Raw genomic sequence first — 21708 nt, forward strand, 5'->3', positions numbered from 1 at the left:
GCTTGAAGCATGCCGCAACCGTTCATTTTTCGTACCGTCGACCTGGATGGCCAGACCCTCCGCACGGCGGTACGCCCCGGCAAGCCTCACTTGACGCCGTTGCTGATTTTCAATGGCATCGGCGCCAACCTGGAGCTGGTGTTTCCGTTCGTCGCGGCGCTGGACCCGGACCTCGAAGTCATCGCTTTCGACGTGCCCGGGGTCGGTGGTTCGTCGACGCCAAACCGGCCGTATCGCTTTCCGGGCCTGGCGAAACTCACCGCGCGCATGCTCGACTATCTCGATTACGGGCAAGTCAACGTGATCGGCGTTTCCTGGGGCGGCGCACTCGCCCAGCAGTTCGCTTATGACTATCCCGAGCGCTGCAAAAAACTGGTGCTGGCGGCCACGGCCGCCGGCGCGGTGATGGTGCCAGGCAAACCGAAAGTGCTGTGGATGATGGCCAGCCCACGGCGCTATATCCAGCCTTCCCACGTGATCCGGATCGCGCCGATGATCTACGGCGGCTCGTTCCGACGCGATCCGACACTTGCCGCCAGTCATGCGGCCAAGGTCCGTTCAGCAGGCAAGCTCGGGTATTACTGGCAACTGTTCGCGGGCCTTGGCTGGACCAGCATTCATTGGCTGCACAAGATCCATCAGCCAACCCTGGTGCTGGCCGGCGATGACGACCCACTGATCCCGCTGATCAATATGCGCCTGCTTGCGTGGCGCATCCCCAACGCTCAACTGCACATCATCGATGACGGGCATCTGTTCCTGATTACCCGCGCCGAAGCCGTGGCACCGATCATCATGAAATTCCTCGAGGAGGAGCGCCAACGCGCAGTGATGCATCCGCATCCGGCACCATTGGGCGGTTAAGCACCGATATTGTTAACGGAAAGGGGTCGGCAGGACGCCGCGCCGCGCACCAACCCATTCCAGCGTCTATTGTGTTTTGGTTCGGTGTATTTGTATTTGGCCTGAAGACGAAGGAGTGTTGACTCATGCGCGAAAAACCAGCAAGGGACTCTTTTCCCACTCCCGCCGCTTTCATCAACGCACAAAGCGCGATTACCGGCCTGCGCGGCCAGGATCTGCTGTCAACGCTGCGCAGTGTTGCAGTGCATGGTTTGCGCAACCCGGTACACAGCGCCCGGCATGCGCTGAAATTCGGCGGCCAACTCGGCCGTGTATTACTGGGCGAAACACTGCACCCCACCAACCCGCAGGACAGCCGCTTTGCCGACCCGGCCTGGAGCCTCAACCCATTTTACCGGCGCAGCTTGCAGGCGTATCTGAGCTGGCAACAGCAGGCCAGAAGCTGGATCGACGAAAGCAACATGAACCCCGATGATCGGGCCCGCGCACACTTCGCCTTCGCCTTGCTCAATGATGCCGTGGCGCCGTCCAACACGTTGCTCAACCCACTGGCGATCAAAGAGCTTTTCAACTCTGGGGGCAGCAGCCTGGTGCGCGGTGTCAGCCATTTGGTGGATGACTTCCTGCACAACGACGGCCTGCCGAGGCAAGTGACCCGGCAAGCGTTCGAAGTGGGCAAGACTGTCGCCACCACCACCGGCTCAGTGGTGTTTCGCAATGAGCTGCTGGAGTTGATCCAGTACAAGCCGATGAGCGAGAAGCAGTACTCCAAACCGCTGCTGGTGGTACCGCCGCAAATCAACAAGTACTACATTTTTGACCTCAGCCCCAGCAACAGCTTTGTCCAGTTCGCGCTGAAAAACAGCCTGCAGACCTTCATGATCAGTTGGCGCAACCCCGATGTGCGTCACCGTGAATGGGGCCTGTCGACATACGTTGCAGCCGTGGAAGAAGCCATGAACGTTTGCCGGGCCATCACCGGCGCACGAGAGGTCAACCTGATGGGCGCTTGCGCTGGCGGCCTGACCATCGCTGCGTTGCAAGGTCACCTGCAAGCCAAGCGGCAGTTGCGTCGGGTATCGAGTGCGACGTATCTGGTGAGCCTGCTCGACAGTCAAATGGACAGTCCCGCCACTCTGTTTGCCGATGAGCAAACGCTGGAGGCAGCCAAACGTCGCTCCTATCAAAAAGGTGTGCTGGACGGTCGCGACATGGCCAAGATCTTCGCCTGGATGCGTCCCAACGATCTGATCTGGAGCTACTTCGTCAACAACTACCTGTTGGGCAAGGAGCCGCCAGCGTTCGACATCCTCTACTGGAACAACGACAACACGCGGCTACCGGCAGCCTTCCATGGCGACTTGCTGGACTTCTTCAAACATAACCCCCTGACTCATCCGGGTGGGCTCGAGGTGTGCGGTACACCCATCGATTTGCAAAAAGTCACCGTCGACAGCTTCAGCGTGGCCGGTATCAACGACCACATCACACCGTGGGACGCGGTCTATCGCTCGACCTTGTTGCTGGGTGGTGACCGACGCTTCGTGCTGTCCAATAGCGGCCATGTGCAGAGCATCCTCAACCCGCCATCCAACCCGAAAGCCAACTACGTCGAAAGCCCGAAACTCAGCAGCGACCCTCGAGCCTGGTACTACGATGCCAAGCAAGTCGAGGGCAGTTGGTGGACTCAATGGCTGAGCTGGATTCAGGAGCGTTCGGGTGCGCAAAAAGAAACTCACATGGCGCTTGGCAACCAGAACTATCCACCGATGGAGGCTGCACCCGGCACTTACGTGCGAGTGCGCTGACGTTCAACGAACCCTTAAGAAGACTGGATGAAAACCCGCGACCGGATCCTCGAATGTGCCTTGCAGCTGTTCAACCAGAAAGGCGAACCGAACGTTTCCACCATGGAAGTTGCCAATGAAATGGGCATCAGCCCAGGTAATCTTTACTATCACTTCCATGGCAAGGAGCCACTGATTCTCGGCCTGTTCGATCGGTTCCAGGCCGAACTTGCCCCGCTACTCGACCCACCGTCCGATGTGGAGTTGGCACCGGAAGACTATTGGTTGTTCCTGCACTTGATCGTTGAACGGTTGGCCCACTACCGGTTCCTGTTCCAGGACTTGTCCAACCTGGCCGGGCGCTTGCCGAAACTGGCCAAGGGTATCCGTCATCTGCTCAACGCCTTGAAGCGTACGCTGGCTTCGTTGCTGGCGCGGCTCAAAGCGCAGGGTCAATTGATCAGCGACACCCAGGCGTTGGGGCAACTGGTGGAACAAATCACCATGACCCTGCTGTTCTCGTTGGACTATCAGAGGATTCTGGATCGCGAAGGTGAAGTGCGACTGGTGGTGTACCAGATCATGATGCTGGTCGCGCCGCATCTGCATCCGCCGATAAAAGCGGCGACCGAACAACTGGCACTCCAATACCTGGAAGATCACGAATAACCCAGCAGGCTCGCTCTCACATTGGATGTGCGGTGTTGCCGGATCGCGCACAAACAAAAACGCCCGACCTTTGCAGGACGGGCGTTTTTTTGAGCCCTGGAATCAGGACTGACTGGTTGGCGTCGCCGGAGTCGGCGCAACAGTCGGGGCGGCAGCAGGTGTCGGGGCGGCAGCGGAGTTCGCTGTGCTGGCCGGGGCGGATGCCGGTTTGGCGGCCGCCACTGCTGGTTTTGGTGCTGCAGGCTTTGGCGCTGCGGCTTTCGGTGCGGCCGGTTTTTTCACTGCAGGCTTCTTCGCAGCAGCTGGTTTGGCCGCTGGCTTAACGGCTGCCGGTTTGGCTGTTGCTGCAGGCTTGGCCGCCGCTGTTTTAGCGGCAGGTTTAGCCGCTGTTTTCGCCGCAGGCTTGGCTGCAGATTTAGCGGCAGGCTTGGTTGCAGGTTTCGCGGCGGCTTTGGCGGCAACCGGTTTGGCCGCAGGTTTGGCAGCAGCAGGTTTGGCCGCTGCTGTTTTGGCGGCAGGCTTGGCAGCCGCTTTCGCTGCCGGTTTGGCAACTGCCTTGGTGGCAGCCTTGACCAGTGGCTTGGCGGCAGCTTTGACCGCGGGTTTAGCAGCCGCTGTTTTGGTCGCTGGTTTGGCAGCGGTCTTGGCTGCAGGTTTTGCTGCTGCGGTTTTCGACGCAACAGGCGCGACCTTGGCACCCGTCAGCTTCTCAATTTGTTTAGTCAGCGTATCGACCTTGCTATGCAGGGCTTTGACTTCGTTGCGGCTCGGTACGCCAAGGCGCGAAATTGCGCTATTCAGACGCTTGTCGAAAGCACCTTCCAGCTCATCCCACTTACCCAGTGCACGGTCTTTAACGTCGGTGATGCGCGACTTGGCCGAAGAAGCAGAATCCTTCGCCGCATCGACTTTTTTGCCAACTGCACTCTTGGTTAGTTTTTCGGCTTTCTCGCCGTCTTTAACTAATGTATCGAAGAGCTTGCTGCCGTCAGTGTCGATCTTCGAGTACACGCCTAAACCAGCCAGCCAGATTTTGCGGGAGTAGTCTTCGACTTTCCCGATCCACGAGCTGCCTTCTTTTTCGGTGTTCTTTTTAACAGCCATCCCGTTCTCCTTAAGATTTACGCGCGACGCGTTCGAGCAATGCCGTCAGCTCATCGAGCTTAGCAGAGAGTGTCTCAACGTCATGTTTAGACGGAATCCCGATACGATTCAAGGCACTTGCAACGCGTGAGTCAAAAGCCTTCTCGACCTTGTCGAGTTGAACTTCAACTTTGCCTTTGAAAGTAGTCACTTCACTCTTGGCTTCATCGATCTCGGCATTGGCTGCTTCAAGCTTTTCAGCGACCACTTTTTTGCCTTTCTTTTCAACAGTTTGACCAGTTTTTATCAACTCTTGAAAGTACTCGCTGCCCTCAGAACCGACCTTTGCGTAGGCCCCCAGGCCTGCCAGCCAGATCTTGCGGGCATAGGATTTAACGTCGCCCAGAGCAGTAGTCGAGGCATCGATTTTTTTCTTCAAAATAACTTTGGCCATGGTGCACCTCACGCGCAGAAGGTTTGAGGAACGGCCCGCGAAAGTGTCGGGCACAGGCACAAAGTAGGGAGATTAATTAGAAACGGCACCCTAACAACCGACATAAATCCTTGGGCACACCACAAGACAAATGTGGGAGCTAGCCTGCTAGCGATAGCGATTACCCGTCGGCATTCTTGTTGACTGATGAACCGCTATCGCTAGCAGGCTAGCTCCCACAAGGGGGTTCAATCCGGGATCAAGCCAATGCTTTATCCAGCGCTTTTTCGATTTCCGATTTGATGGTGCCGCTCATGGCGGACATCAACATGCCCAACTCGACATCGACCTTGATCGAATCCTCGCCGACATGCACCGAGCCTTTTACCCCGGAACGTTTGAGGTTCAGGGTGTCGCCCGACCATTGCGGCTCCAGGCCATATTGCTCGGACAGCTTCTGCGCCAACTTCTCGGCCTTCTCGCGGGCCGCTTCCTTACCCAGGCCGTGGGCACGCTCAACACTAATACGGGCCATCGAATGACTCCTGTTTTATGGATACTTTCCTGAAGCATCTTGACCGCAACTGCGGCAAAAGGTCCCGGTTGTTGCGCATCTTACCTTCAGCCTTGCCAAGACAAAGCAAGCCACCGGGATTAGAATGTCCCGCATTCTATTTTGGTGACAGCGATATGACTGATCAGCGCAAAGGCAGCGATGCCGAACCCACCACTCACTTCGGCTTCAAAAACGTTCCGGAAAGCCAGAAAGCGGAAAAAGTCGCAGAAGTCTTTCACTCGGTAGCGGCCAAGTACGACTTGATGAACGACCTCCTGTCGGGTGGCATGCACCGCCTGTGGAAGCGTTTTGCGATCGAACTGTCGGGTGTGCGCACCGGTAACCGCGTGCTGGATATCGCCGGGGGCACGGGCGACCTGACCAAGAAATTCTCGCACCTCGTTGGCCCAACCGGCCAGGTGGTACTGGCCGACATCAACGAATCCATGCTCAAGGTCGGTCGCGATCGTCTGCTGGACCTGGGTGTGGCCGGCAACGTTGAATTCGTTCAGGCCGACGCTGAAAAGCTGCCGTTCCCGGACAACCATTTCGACTGCGTAACCATTGCTTTCGGCTTGCGTAACGTCACGCACAAAGAAGACGCCTTGCGTTCGATGCTGCGCGTACTCAAGCCTGGCGGCCGTTTGCTGGTGCTCGAGTTCTCCAAGCCAACCAACGCGCTGATGTCGAAGGCTTACGACGCCTACTCGTTTGCGTTCATGCCGCTGATGGGCAAATTGATTACCAACGACTCGGAAAGCTATCGCTACCTGGCCGAATCGATCCGCATGCACCCGAACCAGGAAACCCTGAAGTCGATGATGGTCGAGGCCGGTTTCGACCGCGTGACCTACCACAACATGACCGCAGGCATCGTTGCCTTGCACCGCGGCATCAAACCCTGATGCTGTTCGCCGGCCTGCTCGCCAGCGTTGAGCTCGGCCTTAACCGGGTACTGCGCCTCGACAGCACGGCGCTGCCGCGGCTTGCACATTTGAGTGGCCGGGTGATCGCTGTCGATTGTCGCAGCCCGGCGCTGCAACTGTTTATCCTCCCCAGCGATGAAGGCTTGATGTTGGCTTCCCAGTGGGAAACCGGTGCCGATTGCACCTTGCGTGCTCCGGCCTCAAGCCTGTTGAAACTGGCGATGAGCAAGGACAAGACTTCAATCCTCCATGGGCCCGACGTTGAGCTTGAAGGTGACAGCGGCGTGCTGCTGGAACTGGCCGCCATCCTTCAGGACCTGGAGCTGGATTGGGAGTACGAGCTGTCGCGCTGGCTCGGCCCGGTCGCCACGCAACTGGTCGGCGGTCACCTGCGTAGCCGCGCGCGCTGGTACCAACAAGGGTTCGCCAGCCTGAATCAAAACCTTGGCGAATACCTGGCCGAAGAATCGCGCACCCTTGTCGGCCAGCGCGAAGCAGAAGCCCGTTTCAGTGAACTGGACCAGATCAAGCTAGATCTGGAACGTCTAGAGGCGCGTTTCGAGCGCCTTTCCCGATCCCTCGACCCAAGCGATAACGCATGAAGCTGCTTGCCGTCCGCCGTTTGTTGCGCATCCAGCGCGTCGTGATTCGTTACCGCCTCGATGACCTGCTGTTCGCCTTGCCGCTGCCCTGGTTTTTGCTGGCGCTGCGTTATGCCTTGCCGTGGCGCTGGTTCCCGCGCAAGTCGCTGGACCTCAGCCGAGGTGCGCGTTTGCGCTTGGCATTGCAGGACCTGGGGCCGATTTTCATCAAGTTCGGGCAGATCCTTTCGACTCGCCGCGACCTGTTGCCCGAAGACATTGCCGATGAGTTGATGAAGCTCCAGGACCGGGTACCGCCGTTCGATTCGCAACTGTCGATCAAGTTGATCGAAGAACAGTTGGGCAAGAAAATCAGCGAAGTCTTCAGCCGCTTCGACGTCGAGCCGCTGGCCTCCGCTTCGGTGGCACAGGTTCATGCCGCGCAGCTTAAAACCGGCGAAGAAGTCGTCGTCAAAGTGATTCGCCCAGGCCTGAAGCCGATCATCGCGCAGGATCTGGCATGGCTGTTCATCCTCGCCCGCACCGCCGAAAAACTCTCGGCCGATGCACGCCTGTTGCACCCGGTTGATGTGGTGCAGGACTACGAAAAAACCATCTATGACGAACTCGACCTGCTGCGCGAAGCCGCCAACGCCAGCCAGTTGAAGCGCAACTTCGAAGGCTCGCCGCTGCTGTACGTGCCGCAAGTGTATTGGGACTGGTGCCGTCCGAAAGTGCTGGTGATGGAGCGTATCTACGGTATCCAGGTTACCGATCTGGCGACCCTGGCCGACCAGCGTACCGACATGAAGATGCTCGCCGAGCGCGGCGTTGAAATCTTCTTCACCCAAGTCTTCCGCGACAGTTTTTTCCACGCAGACATGCACCCAGGCAACATCTTCGTCAGCACCGTCAATCCGTGGAGCCCGCAGTACATAGCCATCGACTGCGGCATCGTCGGCAGCCTGACCCCGGAAGATCAGGATTACCTGGCGCGAAATCTGTTCGCGTTCTTCAAACGCGACTATCGCCGTGTCGCGCAGTTGCACATCGATTCGGGTTGGGTTCCGGCAGAAACCAAACTCAACGAATTCGAAGCGGCCATTCGCACCGTGTGCGAACCGATTTTCGAAAAACCGTTAAAAGATATTTCATTCGGCCAGGTGCTGATGCGCCTTTTCCAGACCGCTCGACGCTTCAACATGGAAGTACAGCCGCAGTTGGTATTGCTGCAAAAAACCCTGTTGAACATCGAAGGCCTGGGCCGCCAGCTGTACCCTGACCTTGACTTGTGGAATACCGCTCAGCCGTTCCTTGAACGCTGGATGCGTGAGCGCATCAGCCCCAAAACCTTGATTGGCAACGTGCAGAGCCAGTTCGAGCAACTGCCGCATTTGGCGAACATGGCCCGCGACATGCTCGAACGCATGTCGCAGCCACACGCATACGATCCGCCGCCGCCATGGCACAAGCGCAAGGACGACTGGTTCCTGCGCTTGCTCGGCTGCGCGCACCTGGCGGGCGGCGCTATCGTGTTGGCTGGCGGGCCGTTGGGCGAATTGGGCCATTGGCCGGGTGGCATCATGGTGGCCGTCGGTTTGTATCTGGTCGTTCGCCGATAGCCGGATTGAGCTGCAAGCGATAAGCTTCAGGCTTGAAGCAATATTCGTAGCGCTCACTTTTGGCTTATGGCTGTAGATTAGCAACGCCGCACATGATGAAGGCACGGTACGGACTGGCTTTTACTTGTGGCTGGAAGCTTGAAGCTTGTCGCTGCTGCTCGGGAATCGAAGATGAAAAACTGGCTGGACGAAATCAAATGGGACGCCGATGGCCTGGTGCCGGCAATTGCCCAGGATCACAAGACCGGGCGCGTCCTGATGATGGCCTGGATGAACCGCGAAGCATTGGAACTGACCGCTGCCGAGAACCGCGCCATCTACTGGTCGCGCTCGCGCGGCAAGCTGTGGCGTAAAGGCGAAGAGTCCGGCCACGTGCAAACCCTGCACGAGATGCGCCTGGACTGCGACGCTGACGTCATCATCCTGATGGTTGAACAGATTGGCGATATCGCTTGCCACACCGGCCGCCAAAGCTGCTTCTACCGCGTCTTCGAAAACGGCGACTGGAAAACCGTCGATCCCGTTTTGAAAGACCCGCATGCTATCTATTCCGCAGGACACGCACATGAGTGACACTCTGACCCGACTGGCCGAGGTACTGGAGGAGCGCAAAGGCGCGGCCGCCGACAGCTCATACGTCGCCAGTCTGTATCACAAGGGCCTGAACAAGATTCTGGAAAAAGTCGGCGAAGAGTCGGTTGAAACCATCATTGCCGCCAAGGATGCCGCCATCAGCGGTGACTGCAGCGATGTAATCTACGAAACTGCTGACTTGTGGTTCCACAGCATGGTCATGCTCGCCCAACTGGGGCAGCATCCTCAGGCTGTACTCGATGAACTGGACCGTCGCTTCGGTCTGTCCGGACACGCCGAGAAAGCCTCGCGCCCGTCCGCTTGAACAACTATTAGAGAGGAGCAGCAACATGGGCATTTTTGACTGGAAACACTGGATCGTCATCCTGGTTGTTGTCGTACTGGTGTTCGGCACCAAGAAGCTGAAAAACCTGGGCACTGACGTCGGCGAATCGATCAAGGGCTTTCGCAAAGCCATGAACGATGACGAAAAACCAGCAGACCCGACCGTGACCCCGGCACAACCGGTGCCACCGGTTCAGCCACAGGCCAACGCTGTAAACCAGCCGCACACCATTGATGTGCAGGCGCAAAAAGTTGAAGAGCCGATCCGCAAAGACGTGTGAGCACTGACTAATGTTTGGTATCAGCTTCTCTGAACTGTTGCTCGTCGGCCTGGTTGCCCTGCTGGTGCTGGGCCCTGAGCGTCTGCCGGGTGCTGCGCGCACCGCCGGCCTGTGGGTCGGGCGCCTGAAGCGCAGCTTCAACGCGATCAAACAGGAAGTTGAACGTGAAATCGGTGCCGACGAGATTCGTCGGCAACTGCACAACGAGCACATTCTGTCCCTGGAGCAGGAGGCGCGGAAGATCTTCACGCCGACTCAACAGGAAGCCACGCCGGTACAGCCGACCGAGCCTGCGACGGAACAAACGATTCACGCGCAGGCCGCGCCCGTTGACGCGGTGCCTGCGGCTACCGTTGAACCGACGCCCGTTGTCGCTCCCGTAGAACCTGTTGCGCCTGCCGCCGCGCCGACCACGCCGGCCCCTCACGACCCAACACTGCCGCCGCGAGCCCCATGAGCGATCTCCCAGAAAACGACCAGCACATGCCGCTGGTTTCGCACCTCACCGAGTTGCGTACCCGACTGCTGCGCTGTGTAGCGGCGATCTTCATCATTTTTGCCGGGTTGTTCGCCTTCACCCAGCAGATCTACACCTTCGTCTCTACACCACTGCGCCAATACCTGCCGGTGGGCGCGACGATGATCGCCACCGACGTATCGTCGCCGTTCCTGACACCGCTGAAGCTGACGATGATGGTCTCGTTGTTCCTGGCGATCCCGGTCATCCTGCATCAGATCTGGGGCTTCATCGCGCCAGGCCTGTACAAGCATGAGAAACGCATCGCAGTGCCATTGCTGATGTCCAGCATCGTGCTGTTCTACACCGGCATGGCCTTCGCTTATTACCTGGTATTCCCGCTGATTTTCAAATTCTTCGCCGCAGCCACTCCGGCCGGTGTGGAAATGATGACCGACATTACCAGTTACCTCGATTTCGTCATGACACTGTTCTTCGCCTTCGGCGTGGCGTTCGAGATCCCTGTGGCCGTGGTGTTGCTGGTATGGATTGGCGTGGTCGACGTCAAATACCTGCGAAAAATCCGCCCGTACGTGGTCATCGGCTGCTTTGTGGTGGGCATGATCCTGACCCCTCCGGACATCTTCTCGCAGACGCTGCTGGCCGTACCGATGTGGCTGTTGTTCGAGATCGGCGTGCTGTTTGGCGGCCTGATCAGCAAACGCGGTGAGCATCCGGACGATCAACCGGTTGACGATAACAACGACCAACCGCCAGCCACCCAACCGTGAACTTGCTGCTACTCGAAGAGGCCGATTTTATTGCGCCGGACCGGGTGATCCTGCGTGATCGCCGGTTGACTCACATGCAGGAAGTTCATCGTTCGGTGGTTGGCGACAGTCTGCGAGTGGGGCGTATTGGCGGCCTGATGGGCTCGGCGCAGTTGCTGCGCCTTGAGGCTGACGAAGCCGAATTGCGCATCACGCTCGACCAGCCTCCGCCCGCCAAACTCCCATTGACCTTGGTACTGGCTCTGCCACGCCCCAAAATGCTGCGCAGGGTGTTTCAGACCGTTGCAGCTATGGGTGTACCAAAAATCGTGCTGGTGAACAGCTATCGCGTCGAGAAGAGCTTCTGGCAGACGCCATTTCTCGAACCGCAAGCCATCCGCGAGCAACTGATCCTGGGCCTGGAGCAAGCACGCGACAGCGTTTTACCGGACATCATCATCGAAAAGCGCTTCAAGCCGTTTGTCGAAGATCGACTGCCAGCCCTCACGCAAGGCACGCTCGGCCTGGTGGGCCATCCCGGCAACTACCCGCCCTGCCCTCGTGGTCTTGATGAACCGGTAACGCTGGCCATCGGGCCTGAGGGCGGCTGGATCCCCTACGAAATCGACCTGTTGAGTATTGCCGGCCTGCAACCGGTGCAACTCGGCGACCGCATCCTGCGCGTTGAAACCGCCGTTACCGCGCTGCTCGCACGCCTGTTCTAACCCCTACAGATATTCCCTGGCCGGCCGATACAGTTCCCATAAAAACCAAAGCGGTTCTGGGGAGTTGCAGCATGTATCAATGGCTAGCCGATAAACTGGGGAACGTCAGCGTCAACCGCAAACTGGGGATTGGTTTCGGTCTGGTGCTGCTTCTGACATTGCTGATCACCTTTACCGGTTGGACCGGCCTGAGCGGGGTGATGAGTCGCGGCGACAAACTGGGGTTCATTTCCAGTCTTAGCGAGCTGACCAAAGACATGCGCCTGGCCCGACTGCAGTACGAAATGCGCCGCGGTGAAGGAGGACCGGGCGCCGTTAACGACTTGCTGGATAAACTCGGTAGCGGTTTGCAAGAGGCCCGCAAATTGATCGAGCAGCCCGCCGACGTGGCATTGATCGACCAGCAATTGGCCGCTCTCAGCCAATATCGGCAAGGCTTCAACACCATGACTCAGGCCGATGCCAACCGTGAGGATGCCCGCAGCAAACTCGGCGCTACTGCAGACACTGCGGCTGCGCGCGTCGCTGAAGTCGAAAAGGCCATGCTGCAAGGCGACAGCGTCGCCGACTTCAATAGCGTGGTCGACTTGAGTAAACAGATCCAGCAAGCGCGCTTTCAGGTTCGCGGCTACACCTACAGTGCCAAGCCCGAGGCCGAGCAGCCAGCACTGGATGCCATCGACAATGCGCTGAAAAGCCTTGAAAGCCTGCCGGCCAAACTGCCGCCACAACACCTCTCCAACCTGCAACAGGCTGCTGACTCGCTCAAGGGTTATCGTGCCGCTGTCAGCCAGTTTCGTGACTCTCAGGTGGCCAGTGCCAATGCACTCAAGAACATGAGCGTGCACGGCGAGATCCTGGTTGATGCCAGCAAAAAGCTGACCGAGTCGCAAACCATCGTCCGCGATACCGATGCGGCAAATGCCAAGAATATGCTGTTGCTGGCGACGGCTTTAGCGCTTGGCTTCGGCCTCATCGCCGCATGGGCGATCACTCGTCAAATCGTGATACCGCTGAATCAGACCCTGAAAGTGGCCGAACGTGTTGCTGCCGGAGACTTGACCCTCAACCTCATTTCCAAGCGCCAGGACGAACTCGGTCAGCTGCAACGTGCGATGCAGAGCATGACGCTGGGCTTGCGCGAGTTGATCGGCGGTATCAGCGACGGTGTGACTCAAATCGCCAGCGCCGCCGAGCAATTGTCTGCGGTCACCGAGCAGACCAGCGCCGGGGTCAACAGTCAGAAGGTCGAGACCGACCAGGTGGCTACAGCCATGAATGAAATGACCGCCACCGTGCAGGAAGTTGCGCGCAATGCCGAAGAAGCCTCGGAGGCTGCTGTGGCGGCAGACCAACAGGCCCGCGAAGGTGACAAAGTGGTCGGAGAAGCCATCGCTCAAATCGAGCGTTTGGCCAAAGAGGTCGGCAACTCCACCACTGCCATGGGCGAGCTAAAGCGCGAGAGCGACAAAATCGGCAGCGTGCTCGACGTGATCAAATCCGTCGCCCAGCAAACCAATTTGCTGGCACTCAACGCCGCGATCGAAGCGGCCCGCGCCGGCGAAGCAGGACGCGGTTTTGCGGTGGTGGCCGACGAAGTCCGCAGCCTTGCGCAACGGACTCAAAAATCCACCGAAGAAATCGAAGAATTGATCGTCGGCCTGCAAAACGGCACGCAGCAAGTCGCGACAATAATGGATAACAGCCGCGCGCTGACCGAAAGCAGTGTGGAGCTGACACGCCGTGCCGGTGGCTCACTGGAAAACATTACGCGCACCGTCTCGGCGATTCAGTCGATGAACCAGCAGATTGCAGCAGCAGCCGAACAGCAAAGTGCCGTCGCCGAAGAGATCAACCGCAGCGTATTGAACGTGCGCGACGTGTCTGAGCAAACCTCGGCGGCGAGCGAGGAAACGGCGGCCTCCAGCGTTGAGCTGGCACGCCTGGGCACGGATTTGCGGATGCTGGTGGGCAAGTTCAAGGTTTGAGGTGATTTGCATGCCTCGGCCCGCCTGAAAGCGGGTTGATGCCATCGCCAGCAGGCTGGCTCCCACAGGGGTAGGTGTGAACACACATCCACTGTGGGAGCTAGAACCTGAAAGCGGGTTGATGCCATCGCCAGCAGGCTGGCTCCCACAGGGCTAGGTGTGAACACACACATCCACTGTGGGTGCTAGAACCTGAAAGCGGGTTGATGCCATCGCCGGCAGGCTGGCTCCCACAGGGGTAGGTGTGAACACCACACATCCTTTGTGGGTGCTAGAACCTGAAAGCGAGTTGATGCCATCGCCGGCAGGCTGGCTCCCACAGGGGTAGGTGTGAACACCACACATCCACTGTGGGAGCTAGAACCTGAAAGCGGGTTGATGCCATCGCCGGCAGGCTGGCTCCCACAGAGGTAGGTGTGAACACCACACATCCACTGTGGGCGCTAGAACCTGAAAGCGGGTTGATGCCATCGCCAGCAGGCTGGCTCCCACAGGGGTAGCTGTGAACACCACACATCCTTTGTGGGTGCTAGAACCTGAAAGCGGGTTGATGCCATCGCCAGCAGGCTGGCTCCCACAGGGGTAGGTGTGAACACCACACATCCACTGTGGAAGCTAGCCTGCTAGCGATTAGCGGCCCTCAAGGCGCTGCTGTTAGAGGACCTGACGAAGGAAGGCCTGCGCCCGGGGATCCTTTGGCGCATCGAAGAACGCTGCCGGTGCGGCGTCTTCCAGCAATTTACCGTGATCGAAAAACAGCACCCGATCCGCCACTTCACGGGCAAAACCCATTTCATGGGTGACGCACACCATGGTCATGCCCTCCACGGCCAGGGTTTTCATCACGTCCAGCACTTCGCCGACCATCTCCGGGTCCAGCGCCGAGGTCGGCTCATCGAACAACATCACCTTCGGCTCCATGGCCAAGGCCCGCGCAATGGCCACACGCTGCTGCTGGCCACCGGACAGGCGTGATGGAAATTCGTTGGCCTTCTGCGCAATACCGACCTTTTCCAATAACGCCAAAGCCTTGGTCTCGCGCTCTTTCTTGCCGCGCTTGCGCACGACTTTCTGCGCCAGGCACAGATTTTCAAGCACGGTCATGTGCGGGAACAGATTGAAATGCTGGAACACCATGCCGACTTCGCGACGGTAGGCGTTGACGTCGGTTTTCGGATCGGCCAGTTGCAAGCCATCGATGCTCACCGAGCCCGAGTCGAACTCTTCCAGGCCGTTGAGGCATCGCAGGAAGGTCGACTTACCGGAACCGGACGGCCCGATCACCACCAGCACTTCGCCCTTGGCCACGCGCGTAGTGACGTTGTCCACCGCACGCACCACTTGGCCACGGGTGTCGAAGACTTTTACCAGATCGCGGACTTCAATCACTTTGCGCGAGCCTCCGCTCAAGCCGGCTGGCGATTTTCGACAGCGGCAGGTTGATCAACAAGTACAGACCCGCCACACAGAACAGGATTTCGAACGGTGAAAACGAGGTGGTGATGACTTCGCGACCGCTTTTCAGCAATTCGGTAATCGCGATCACCGATACCAGCGAGGTGTCTTTCACCAGGCTGATGAACTGACCGGCCAATGGCGGCAATACGCGCTTCAGCGCTTGTGGCAACACCACATGACGCATCGATTGACCCGAACTCAGGCCAAGGGAGCGCGCCGCTTCGTTCTGACCACGGGCAATGGATTGAACGCCGGAGCGGATAATTTCGGCCACGTAGGCGCCGGTAAACAATGACAGCGCGGCAATCCCGGCAAACTCCCGGGACAGGTTCATGACGGTGCCGATGAAGAAGTAGAAGATGAAGATCTGCACCAGCAGCGGCGTACCACGCACCAGTTCGACGTAAATCGTCGAAAGATCGCGCAGCGTCGGGTTGCTCGACAACCGGCAAAGGCCCGTGGCGAGGCCGATCAGCAGCCCAAGCACCCCGGAAACCACCGACAGCCACAACGTCGTCCAAAGCCCCCAAAGCAGCGGCCCTGCAGCCCAATGCCGAGTGACACCAATGACATCGCCTTCAGCCACATCATCGCCTTGAGCGACTTGCAGGCTGTTGTCGTCGACGATCACGTGTTGCTCATCACCGGCATCGTTGCGCAGGGTGACTTCAGCCTTATCACCTTTGCGCACCAGCGCTGTGACCGAAGAAATATCGGCGGCGCGCTGGGATTCTTCGGCGTGGTAGGCGAAGTATTGCGGCACGCGATTCCAGCGCCATTCGTAGGACATCAGCGAGGTGGCGTAATACAACGCACCCGCCAGGCCGATCAGCACCAGCGCGGTTAGCACGTGCCACGGCCATTGGGCTTTTTTCTGTTTCATTGCAAGTTCCGGAATGTGTGTTGCCTTGAACGCCGTCATCGCCAGCAGGCTGGCTCCCACAGGGAGTGCATTTCAATGTGGAAGCCAGCCTGCTGGCGATGTGCGCGACTCGGTCTATTTGACCAAGCGTTATTCCATGTCCTTGAGCCAAGCGGTGTCTTTGAACCACTTGTCATGGATGCGATCGTAGGTGCCGTCTTCGTGGATCTGGTGCAGGAAGTTGTTGATGAAGTTGATGCTGTCGTAATCACCCTTCTTCAAGCCAAAGGCCAGCGGCTCGTAGGTGAACGGCTTGTCGAGAAACACCAGTTTGCCAGCGCCGACCTTGTTCACCGCAACAACGTTGTACGGCGCGTCATAGATGAAGGCATCAGCCTTGCCGTTGACCACGTCCAGCACTGCTTCCTGCTCGTTGTCATAGCCGTGGTACTTGGCTTTGGAGATCAACTTCTTGGCAACCATCTCGCCAGTGGTACCGAGTTTGGAGGTAATGCGGTAATCGGCGGTGTTCAGGTCTTTGTAAGACTTGATGCCGCCTTCCAGTTCTTTACGGATCAGCAGCGTCTGGCCAACCACGATAAACGGGTCGCTGAAGTTCAGGCGCAGGTTACGCTCCTGGGTCAGCGTCATGCCGCTGCCAATCATGTCGAACTTGTCGGTCATCAAGGCCGGGATGATGCCGTCATAGCCGGTCGAAACCATCTCCAGCTTGACGCCCATGGCCTTGGCCATGGCTTTGAGGATGTCGACTTCGAAGCCGATGATCTCGCCACGTTTGTTGGTCATCTCGAATGGCATGTAAGTCGGGTCCATGCCGACCTTCAGCGTGCCGCGCTTGACCGCGTCATCGATAGCACCGGCCTGTGCCGCGCTGACTGCAACCAATGCTGTGACGCCGACCAGCAGCATCGAGAGATACTTCTTCATCATCAAGTCCCCAAAACCATTGCGTTGTAAGGCACGCAATCCGTCAATTTTCCTTGGAAAACCGACAGATACGAACAAAAAGTTGTCCGGGCGCGCCAATTCGGGGACGGATGCTAACGCACTCGCTCGCCAGCACAAGTGTTTACGCAGGAATTGTTGCCTGATCGTTCCCATACGGAGCGTGAGAACGGTCAGTATCAACGATCAAAAAAAAACCCCGCTTTCGCGGGGTTTCTTTGTTAAGCCAACTGAGGCTGTGCGCTCAGCGGCTTGAGCGGCAGCAGCGGCGCATGCGGATCGGCTTTCACCGACTGGCGCCAGGCTTGCAACCACTCGGCATGACCTTCGCTCCAGATCTGCTCGTGCAAACGAGCCAAAGCCACCGGGTCGCTCAGCAGTTGTACCCGCTCGTTGTTGTTCAGACCGTCCGGCCCGACCTTCAACGCATGACGAACACGCTCGACGCGCAGCCATTCAATCGGCTCGGCCAGATTATGGCGCGAGGTCGCCAGCGAGCACGCCAAAGCGTTCTGCTGCGGATCGACCACTGCCCGTACAAAACCGTCTTTCAGCGCGTGATAACGGTTTTCATGGGTGTACTGGTCAGTCGCAAGCAACGCTTGTGGCGGATTGTATTCCTCAGGTATCAGGAACAGGCTCTCGTCACGCGACTTCAGGCCCAGACCCACGCGGCTGGAAATGACCGACACAGGGATCGACAGCATCAACGAACCGACGATCGGCACCAACCACCACAGGAAACTAGGGTTCAACCAGACCACCAGCAGCGCCCAGAAGAAGCCCAGCAGGGTTTGTGGACCGTGGCGTTTTACTGCTTCGCTCCATGGCGTGGAGTCGTCGTCGCGTTGTGGCGAATTCCAGGTCGCCGCCCAACCGAGGAACGCGGCCAGTACAAAACGGGTGTGGAAGATCATCCGCACTGGCGCCAGCAGCATGGAGAACAGCATCTCCAGCAGCATCGACAGCGTCACCTTGAACTTGCCACCGAACTCTTTCGCACCTTTGGCCCAGATCAGGATGATGCTCAGCAACTTCGGCAGGAACAGCAGCACGATAGTGGTTGAGAACAACGCAACCGCCTTGTCCGGATGCCACTGCGGCCATAGCGGATAAAGCTGTCGCGGCTCCATGAAGTACTGAGGTTCCATCAGCGTATTGACCGCCAGCAGCGCTGTCGACAATACAAGGAAGAAGAACCACAGCGGTGCCGACAGGTAAGACATCACGCCGGTCAGGAACACCGCGCGGTGCACCGGGTGCATGCCTTTGACCAGAAACAGCCGGAAGTTCATCAGGTTGCCGTGGCACCAGCGACGGTCACGCTTGAGTTCATCCAGCAGGTTCGGCGGCAGCTCTTCGTAGCTGCCCGGCAGATCGTAAGCAATCCAGACGCCCCAGCCAGCACGACGCATCAGTGCCGCTTCGACGAAGTCGTGAGACAGGATCGCACCGGCAAACGCACCTTTACCCGGCAACGGCGCCAAGGCGCAGTGCTCGATAAACGGCTTCATGCGGATGATTGCGTTGTGGCCCCAGTAATGGGATTCGCCCAACTGCCAGAAGTGCAGGCCGGCGGTGAACAGCGGACCGTACACGCGAGTCGCAAATTGCTGCATGCGCGCATAAAGGGTGTCCATGCCCGACGCACGCGGCGCGGTCTGGATGATCCCGGCATCTGGCGTGGCTTCCATCAAGCGCACCAGGCTGGTCAGGCATTCGCCACTCATTACCGAGTCGGCGTCGAGCACGACCATGTATTTGTAATCGCCACCCCAGCGACGGCAGAAGTCATCGAGGTTGCCGCTTTTGCGTTTTACACGGCGGCGGCGGCGACGATAGAAAATCTTGCCAAAGCCTTTGGCTTCACGGCAAACATCCAGCCAAGCTTGTTGCTCGGCAACGCAGATGTCGGCTTCATTACTGTCGCTTAGAACGAAGAAGTCGAAACGGTCCAGGTCGCCCGTGGCCGCAACCGACTCGAAAGTCGCCCGCAAACCGGCGAATACACGTGGCACGTCTTCGTTGCAGATCGGCATGACCAGAGCGGTACGCGCGTCTTTGGCGATCGGCTCATTGCCGGCACTTTTGCCGGAGATGCGGTATTTGTCATGCCCGGTGAGCAACTCGAGGAAGCCCATCAGCGCCGTCCAGAAACCGGCAGACACCCAGCAAAACAGAATCCCGAACAAAATCAGAATGCTGGTTTGCAGCGCATACGGCAGCACTTGCGTGGCCGTTTGCATCAACGGTTGATGCAGCACTTCGTTCAGGTCAACGAATGACCAACCCTGATACGGCATGATGCCTTTCATGTACCAGCCGGCGACGATGGTCTGGCCGAGCATCAGGATCAGCAAAATGTAACGACGGATCGAACCAACGGTGCGCCACCGGGCGGCCGGCAGCACACGTTCATCCTTGGGCGGTGCCGGCGGATTGGTGCGACCGGTCATGCGGCGCCAGCCGCGCACCAGGATATTGGTACGCCACGGCTCGGGTACAACTTTGGTGCGACGGATCGGTGGAGTGGCTTTGAGCACCACTCGACCATTGGCATCGACCGCAAGCATTTCAGCGTCTTGCAGTTCTTCAGCGGAGTTCAGGGTCAGGCGACGGCCCACCGAGGCTTGCGCAGCCTCGGCCGGGGCGTCGAATGTCGACGATGACAGACGTTGGTGCAGCTCGCTGAAAGACTGGCAGCCCGCGAGTTCCGCGCGCTGCTCGTCGGTCATCGGCAGATGCGCCAGATACTCCGAAAGAGTTTCTGGCTGTACTTGAGAATTACTCATCGGCAGGCAACTGATAGCTCCAGGTCTCGGTCAGGACTTCTTCAGTCGAGGCCGGTTCCGGTGTGGCTGGGGCCGCGTCCGCAGCCGCTGGCTGCTTGGCGTCTTTGTTGTCCGTGGACTTGTCCTTCTTGGCATCGGCGACAGGCTTGGCATCTGCCTGTTTGGCCTGTTGGGCCTCGGCCTGCTTGGCTTCCTTGTCTTCCTTCTCTTGTTGCTTGGCGGCCACTTTGTCTGCCTTGGCGACAGAAGAGTTGGACGCTGGCAGCGAGGTCTTGGCGAGGTCCGCCGGCACGATGTTCTCAACCAGTGCCGCACGCATCTCGGTGGACTTGCCCGGATCCTTGATCTTCATGCGCAGCGTCAGGCGCCAGCCCTTGGTCTCAGGGTTGTAACGCACGCTGTTTTCGACCAGTTCGGCATTGTCGCCAACGCTGACCTGGCTGCGAACGTCCGCATCGGGCGGCAATGCAGCAAGGGACGGGCCCTCGAAGTCCACCAGATAAGCAACGCTGCCGTCTGGCTGACGAATCAGGTTGGACTGTTTCACATCACCCGTGGAGCGCAAGGTCTGTTTGACCCAAGCGCTGTCCGGTGCGTGCAGCGCAGCTTCGTCGATGGTCCAGTGCATGCGATAGGCAACGTCGAGTGGCTGACCTGGCTCAGGCAGTTTTTCCGGGCTCCAGAACGCAACGATGTTGTCGTTGGTTTCGTCGGCGGTCGGAATTTCGACCAGGTCGACAGAACCCTTGCCCCAATCGCCTTTTGGCTCGATCCAGGCACTTGGACGCTTGTCGTAGCGGTCATCGAGGTCTTCGTAGTGGCTGAAGTCACGGCCACGTTGCAGCAAACCGAAGCCACGCGGGTTCTCGATGGAGAAGTTGCTCACCGCCAGGTGTTTCGGGTTGTTCAATGGACGCCAGATCCACTCGCCGTTACCGGCATGAATCGACAAACCGCTGGAGTCATGCAGCTCACGACGGTAGTTCAGTACTTTTGACGGCTGGTTGGCACCGAACAGGAACATGCTGGTCAGCGGCGCGATGCCCAGTTTGGTGACCTTGTCACGCAGGAACATCCGGGCCTTGACGTCGACGATGGTGTCGCTGCCCGGGCGCAGGATAAGGCGATAGGCGCCGGTAGCGCGTGGCGAATCCAGCAAGGCAAAGATCACCAGGTGCTTGTCGCCTGGCTTCGGCTGCTGAATCCAGAACTCGGTGAAACGCGGGAATTCTTCACCGGACGGCAAAGCGGTATCAATCGCCATGCCGCGGGCAGACAAACCGTAGGTGTGACCCTTGCCGACAACGCGGAAATAACTCGCGCCGAGCATGGTCATGATTTCGTCTTGCTTGTCGGCCTTGTTGATCGGGTACAGCACACGGAAACCGGCATAACCCAGTTGCTCAGTGGCTTTTGGATCGAATTTCACATCGCCAAAATCAAAGCGACTTGGGTCGTATTTGATCTCTTCGACGGTGTTAGCGGTGATTTCGTTGATTTTCACCGGAGTATCGAAGTGCATACCCTGGTGATAGAACGACAGTTTGAACGGGGTTTTCTGATCGGCCCATTCAGCTTTTTCGGTGCGGAAACGAATTTTTTGATAGTCCGCGAATTTCATCTCGCGAAATTCGGTCGGCAAGTTACTGCGCGGGGCTTCGTATTTTTGCCCGGCCAGCTCTTTTGCCTTGACCGATACATCATCCAGATTGAATGCCCAAAGCTGGCCGGCGCTGAGCAGGCAGAGCAGTGCAGAGCCCGCTACCAGTGCGCTACGTAACCGTTTGGTAGACAAAATTGGTGCATTACAGGGACTAACAATCACGAGCAACCCTCGCCGAAAACAGATCAATAAACCAACGGCCAGCTATCTATATGCCAGGTTGGCGAGCATTGTTCCGACTCCTATGGGGCTAAATGATTCCCCAACAGGTCCCGGACAAGTCTCTACCTAAGTCAAAAATGGACCA

Annotated in this window: 21 protein-coding genes; 13 read left to right on the forward strand and 8 right to left on the reverse strand. The window is 58.3% G+C overall.

The features are described 5' to 3' along the window. Positions 1-9: 9 nt before the first annotated feature. The 3 genes from phaZ to ACQR3R_RS24350 all read left to right on the forward strand — a co-directional run bounded on the left by phaZ (position 10) and on the right by ACQR3R_RS24350 (position 3320). Positions 10-864: a poly(3-hydroxyalkanoate) depolymerase gene (gene phaZ / locus ACQR3R_RS24340; protein WP_047536441.1), complete on the forward strand. Its 855-nt coding sequence runs from the start codon at positions 10-12 to the stop codon at positions 862-864. Between the two features lie 125 nt (positions 865-989). After that, the gene (phaC, locus tag ACQR3R_RS24345; protein WP_428276192.1) at positions 990-2672 is read left to right on the forward strand and encodes a class II poly(R)-hydroxyalkanoic acid synthase; all 1683 of its coding nucleotides are present in this window, start codon (positions 990-992) and stop codon (positions 2670-2672) included. A gap of 27 nt (positions 2673-2699) precedes the next feature. After that, positions 2700-3320, forward strand: a complete 621-nt coding sequence (locus tag ACQR3R_RS24350; protein WP_428276194.1) for a TetR/AcrR family transcriptional regulator — start codon at positions 2700-2702, stop codon at positions 3318-3320. Between the two features lie 102 nt (positions 3321-3422). On the opposite strand, the gene ACQR3R_RS24355 is transcribed toward ACQR3R_RS24350, so the two are convergent. The 3 genes from ACQR3R_RS24355 to ACQR3R_RS24365 all read right to left on the reverse strand — a co-directional run bounded on the left by ACQR3R_RS24355 (position 3423) and on the right by ACQR3R_RS24365 (position 5371). Then, positions 3423-4424 carry a phasin family protein gene (locus tag ACQR3R_RS24355; RefSeq protein ID WP_428276196.1) on the reverse strand — a complete coding sequence of 334 codons (1002 nt, stop codon included), beginning with the start codon at positions 4422-4424 and terminating at the stop codon, positions 3423-3425. A 10-nt stretch (positions 4425-4434) separates the two neighbouring features. Then, positions 4435-4857 carry a phasin family protein gene (locus ACQR3R_RS24360; RefSeq protein ID WP_428276198.1) on the reverse strand — a complete coding sequence of 141 codons (423 nt, stop codon included), beginning with the start codon at positions 4855-4857 and terminating at the stop codon, positions 4435-4437. A gap of 238 nt (positions 4858-5095) precedes the next feature. Continuing rightward, the gene (locus ACQR3R_RS24365) at positions 5096-5371 is read right to left on the reverse strand and encodes a polyhydroxyalkanoic acid system family protein (RefSeq protein ID WP_428276200.1); all 276 of its coding nucleotides are present in this window, start codon (positions 5369-5371) and stop codon (positions 5096-5098) included. 155 nt (positions 5372-5526) lie between these two features. Between ACQR3R_RS24365 and ubiE the strand changes: the two genes are divergently transcribed. The 10 genes from ubiE (at position 5527) to ACQR3R_RS24415 (ending at position 13660) form a co-directional block, all read left to right on the forward strand. Continuing rightward, positions 5527-6297: a bifunctional demethylmenaquinone methyltransferase/2-methoxy-6-polyprenyl-1,4-benzoquinol methylase UbiE gene (ubiE, locus tag ACQR3R_RS24370; RefSeq protein ID WP_007948968.1), complete on the forward strand. Its 771-nt coding sequence runs from the start codon at positions 5527-5529 to the stop codon at positions 6295-6297. Then, positions 6297-6920 (forward strand): SCP2 sterol-binding domain-containing protein, encoded by a 624-nt coding sequence (locus tag ACQR3R_RS24375; RefSeq protein WP_428276202.1) that lies wholly within the window; start codon positions 6297-6299, stop codon positions 6918-6920. The genes ubiE and ACQR3R_RS24375 overlap by 1 nt, the downstream gene beginning before the upstream one ends. Continuing rightward, positions 6917-8521: a ubiquinone biosynthesis regulatory protein kinase UbiB gene (gene ubiB / locus ACQR3R_RS24380; RefSeq protein WP_428276204.1), complete on the forward strand. Its 1605-nt coding sequence runs from the start codon at positions 6917-6919 to the stop codon at positions 8519-8521. The genes ACQR3R_RS24375 and ubiB overlap by 4 nt, the downstream gene beginning before the upstream one ends. A gap of 171 nt (positions 8522-8692) precedes the next feature. Next, entirely contained in the window at positions 8693-9094 is a 402-nt protein-coding gene (hisI, locus tag ACQR3R_RS24385) for a phosphoribosyl-AMP cyclohydrolase (RefSeq protein ID WP_428276206.1), read from the forward strand. Beyond that, a complete protein-coding gene (locus tag ACQR3R_RS24390; RefSeq protein ID WP_008047820.1) occupies positions 9087-9419 on the forward strand; it encodes a phosphoribosyl-ATP diphosphatase in 333 nt (110 codons plus the stop codon). Before hisI ends, ACQR3R_RS24390 begins: the two co-directional genes overlap by 8 nt. Before the next feature lie 25 nt (positions 9420-9444). Further along, positions 9445-9720, forward strand: a complete 276-nt coding sequence (locus ACQR3R_RS24395) for a twin-arginine translocase TatA/TatE family subunit (RefSeq protein ID WP_428276209.1) — start codon at positions 9445-9447, stop codon at positions 9718-9720. Between the two features lie 10 nt (positions 9721-9730). Continuing rightward, entirely contained in the window at positions 9731-10177 is a 447-nt protein-coding gene (tatB, locus tag ACQR3R_RS24400) for a Sec-independent protein translocase protein TatB (protein WP_428276211.1), read from the forward strand. Further along, positions 10174-10968, forward strand: coding sequence for a twin-arginine translocase subunit TatC (gene tatC, locus ACQR3R_RS24405; protein ID WP_428276213.1), 795 nt, complete (start codon positions 10174-10176; stop codon positions 10966-10968). The genes tatB and tatC overlap by 4 nt, the downstream gene beginning before the upstream one ends. Then, a complete protein-coding gene (locus tag ACQR3R_RS24410) occupies positions 10965-11672 on the forward strand; it encodes a 16S rRNA (uracil(1498)-N(3))-methyltransferase (RefSeq protein WP_428276215.1) in 708 nt (235 codons plus the stop codon). The genes tatC and ACQR3R_RS24410 overlap by 4 nt, the downstream gene beginning before the upstream one ends. A 71-nt stretch (positions 11673-11743) precedes the next feature. Further along, positions 11744-13660, forward strand: coding sequence for a methyl-accepting chemotaxis protein (locus ACQR3R_RS24415; protein WP_428276217.1), 1917 nt, complete (start codon positions 11744-11746; stop codon positions 13658-13660). Between the two features lie 654 nt (positions 13661-14314). On the opposite strand, the gene ACQR3R_RS24420 is transcribed toward ACQR3R_RS24415, so the two are convergent. The 5 genes from ACQR3R_RS24420 to ACQR3R_RS24440 form a co-directional block, all read right to left on the reverse strand. After that, the gene (locus ACQR3R_RS24420) at positions 14315-15049 is read right to left on the reverse strand and encodes an ATP-binding cassette domain-containing protein (RefSeq protein ID WP_428276219.1); all 735 of its coding nucleotides are present in this window, start codon (positions 15047-15049) and stop codon (positions 14315-14317) included. After that, positions 15042-16001 (reverse strand): ABC transporter permease subunit, encoded by a 960-nt coding sequence (locus ACQR3R_RS24425; RefSeq protein WP_428276221.1) that lies wholly within the window; start codon positions 15999-16001, stop codon positions 15042-15044. Before ACQR3R_RS24425 ends, ACQR3R_RS24420 begins: the two co-directional genes overlap by 8 nt. 129 nt (positions 16002-16130) lie before the next feature. After that, entirely contained in the window at positions 16131-16928 is a 798-nt protein-coding gene (locus ACQR3R_RS24430; protein ID WP_428276223.1) for a transporter substrate-binding domain-containing protein, read from the reverse strand. A gap of 239 nt (positions 16929-17167) precedes the next feature. After that, on the reverse strand, positions 17168-19738 hold the full coding sequence (mdoH, locus tag ACQR3R_RS24435; RefSeq protein ID WP_428276225.1) for a glucans biosynthesis glucosyltransferase MdoH: 2571 nt from the start codon (positions 19736-19738) through the stop codon (positions 17168-17170). Then, complete coding sequence (locus ACQR3R_RS24440; RefSeq protein ID WP_428276227.1) at positions 19731-21533, reverse strand: glucan biosynthesis protein; 1803 nt, start codon at positions 21531-21533, stop codon at positions 19731-19733. The genes mdoH and ACQR3R_RS24440 overlap by 8 nt, the downstream gene beginning before the upstream one ends. Positions 21534-21708: the final 175 nt, after the last annotated feature.

The organism is Gordonia sp. IEGM753, assembly GCF_050321825.1.
In the GTDB taxonomy this organism is placed as follows: Bacteria; Pseudomonadota; Gammaproteobacteria; order Pseudomonadales; family Pseudomonadaceae; genus Aquipseudomonas.

Excerpts from the sequence above, each read along its gene's own strand:
- ACQR3R_RS24350 (WP_428276194.1), top strand. The coding sequence starts at position 2,700 with ATGAAAACCCGCGACCGGATCCTCGAATGTGCCTTGCAGCTGTTCAAC.
- ACQR3R_RS24360 (WP_428276198.1), bottom strand. The coding sequence starts at position 4,857 with ATGGCCAAAGTTATTTTGAAGAAAAAAATCGATGCCTCGACTACTGCT.
- tatC (WP_428276213.1), top strand. The coding sequence starts at position 10,174 with ATGAGCGATCTCCCAGAAAACGACCAGCACATGCCGCTGGTTTCGCAC.
- phaC (WP_428276192.1), top strand. The coding sequence starts at position 990 with ATGCGCGAAAAACCAGCAAGGGACTCTTTTCCCACTCCCGCCGCTTTC.
- ACQR3R_RS24365 (WP_428276200.1), bottom strand. The coding sequence starts at position 5,371 with ATGGCCCGTATTAGTGTTGAGCGTGCCCACGGCCTGGGTAAGGAAGCG.
- ACQR3R_RS24375 (WP_428276202.1), top strand. The coding sequence starts at position 6,297 with ATGCTGTTCGCCGGCCTGCTCGCCAGCGTTGAGCTCGGCCTTAACCGG.
- phaZ (WP_047536441.1), top strand. The coding sequence starts at position 10 with ATGCCGCAACCGTTCATTTTTCGTACCGTCGACCTGGATGGCCAGACC.
- tatB (WP_428276211.1), top strand. The coding sequence starts at position 9,731 with ATGTTTGGTATCAGCTTCTCTGAACTGTTGCTCGTCGGCCTGGTTGCC.
- ubiB (WP_428276204.1), top strand. The coding sequence starts at position 6,917 with ATGAAGCTGCTTGCCGTCCGCCGTTTGTTGCGCATCCAGCGCGTCGTG.
- ACQR3R_RS24425 (WP_428276221.1), bottom strand. The coding sequence starts at position 16,001 with ATGAAACAGAAAAAAGCCCAATGGCCGTGGCACGTGCTAACCGCGCTG.
- ACQR3R_RS24395 (WP_428276209.1), top strand. The coding sequence starts at position 9,445 with ATGGGCATTTTTGACTGGAAACACTGGATCGTCATCCTGGTTGTTGTC.
- ACQR3R_RS24415 (WP_428276217.1), top strand. The coding sequence starts at position 11,744 with ATGTATCAATGGCTAGCCGATAAACTGGGGAACGTCAGCGTCAACCGC.
- ACQR3R_RS24390 (WP_008047820.1), top strand. The coding sequence starts at position 9,087 with ATGAGTGACACTCTGACCCGACTGGCCGAGGTACTGGAGGAGCGCAAA.
- ACQR3R_RS24355 (WP_428276196.1), bottom strand. The coding sequence starts at position 4,424 with ATGGCTGTTAAAAAGAACACCGAAAAAGAAGGCAGCTCGTGGATCGGG.
- hisI (WP_428276206.1), top strand. The coding sequence starts at position 8,693 with ATGAAAAACTGGCTGGACGAAATCAAATGGGACGCCGATGGCCTGGTG.
- ubiE (WP_007948968.1), top strand. The coding sequence starts at position 5,527 with ATGACTGATCAGCGCAAAGGCAGCGATGCCGAACCCACCACTCACTTC.
- mdoH (WP_428276225.1), bottom strand. The coding sequence starts at position 19,738 with ATGAGTAATTCTCAAGTACAGCCAGAAACTCTTTCGGAGTATCTGGCG.
- ACQR3R_RS24430 (WP_428276223.1), bottom strand. The coding sequence starts at position 16,928 with ATGAAGAAGTATCTCTCGATGCTGCTGGTCGGCGTCACAGCATTGGTT.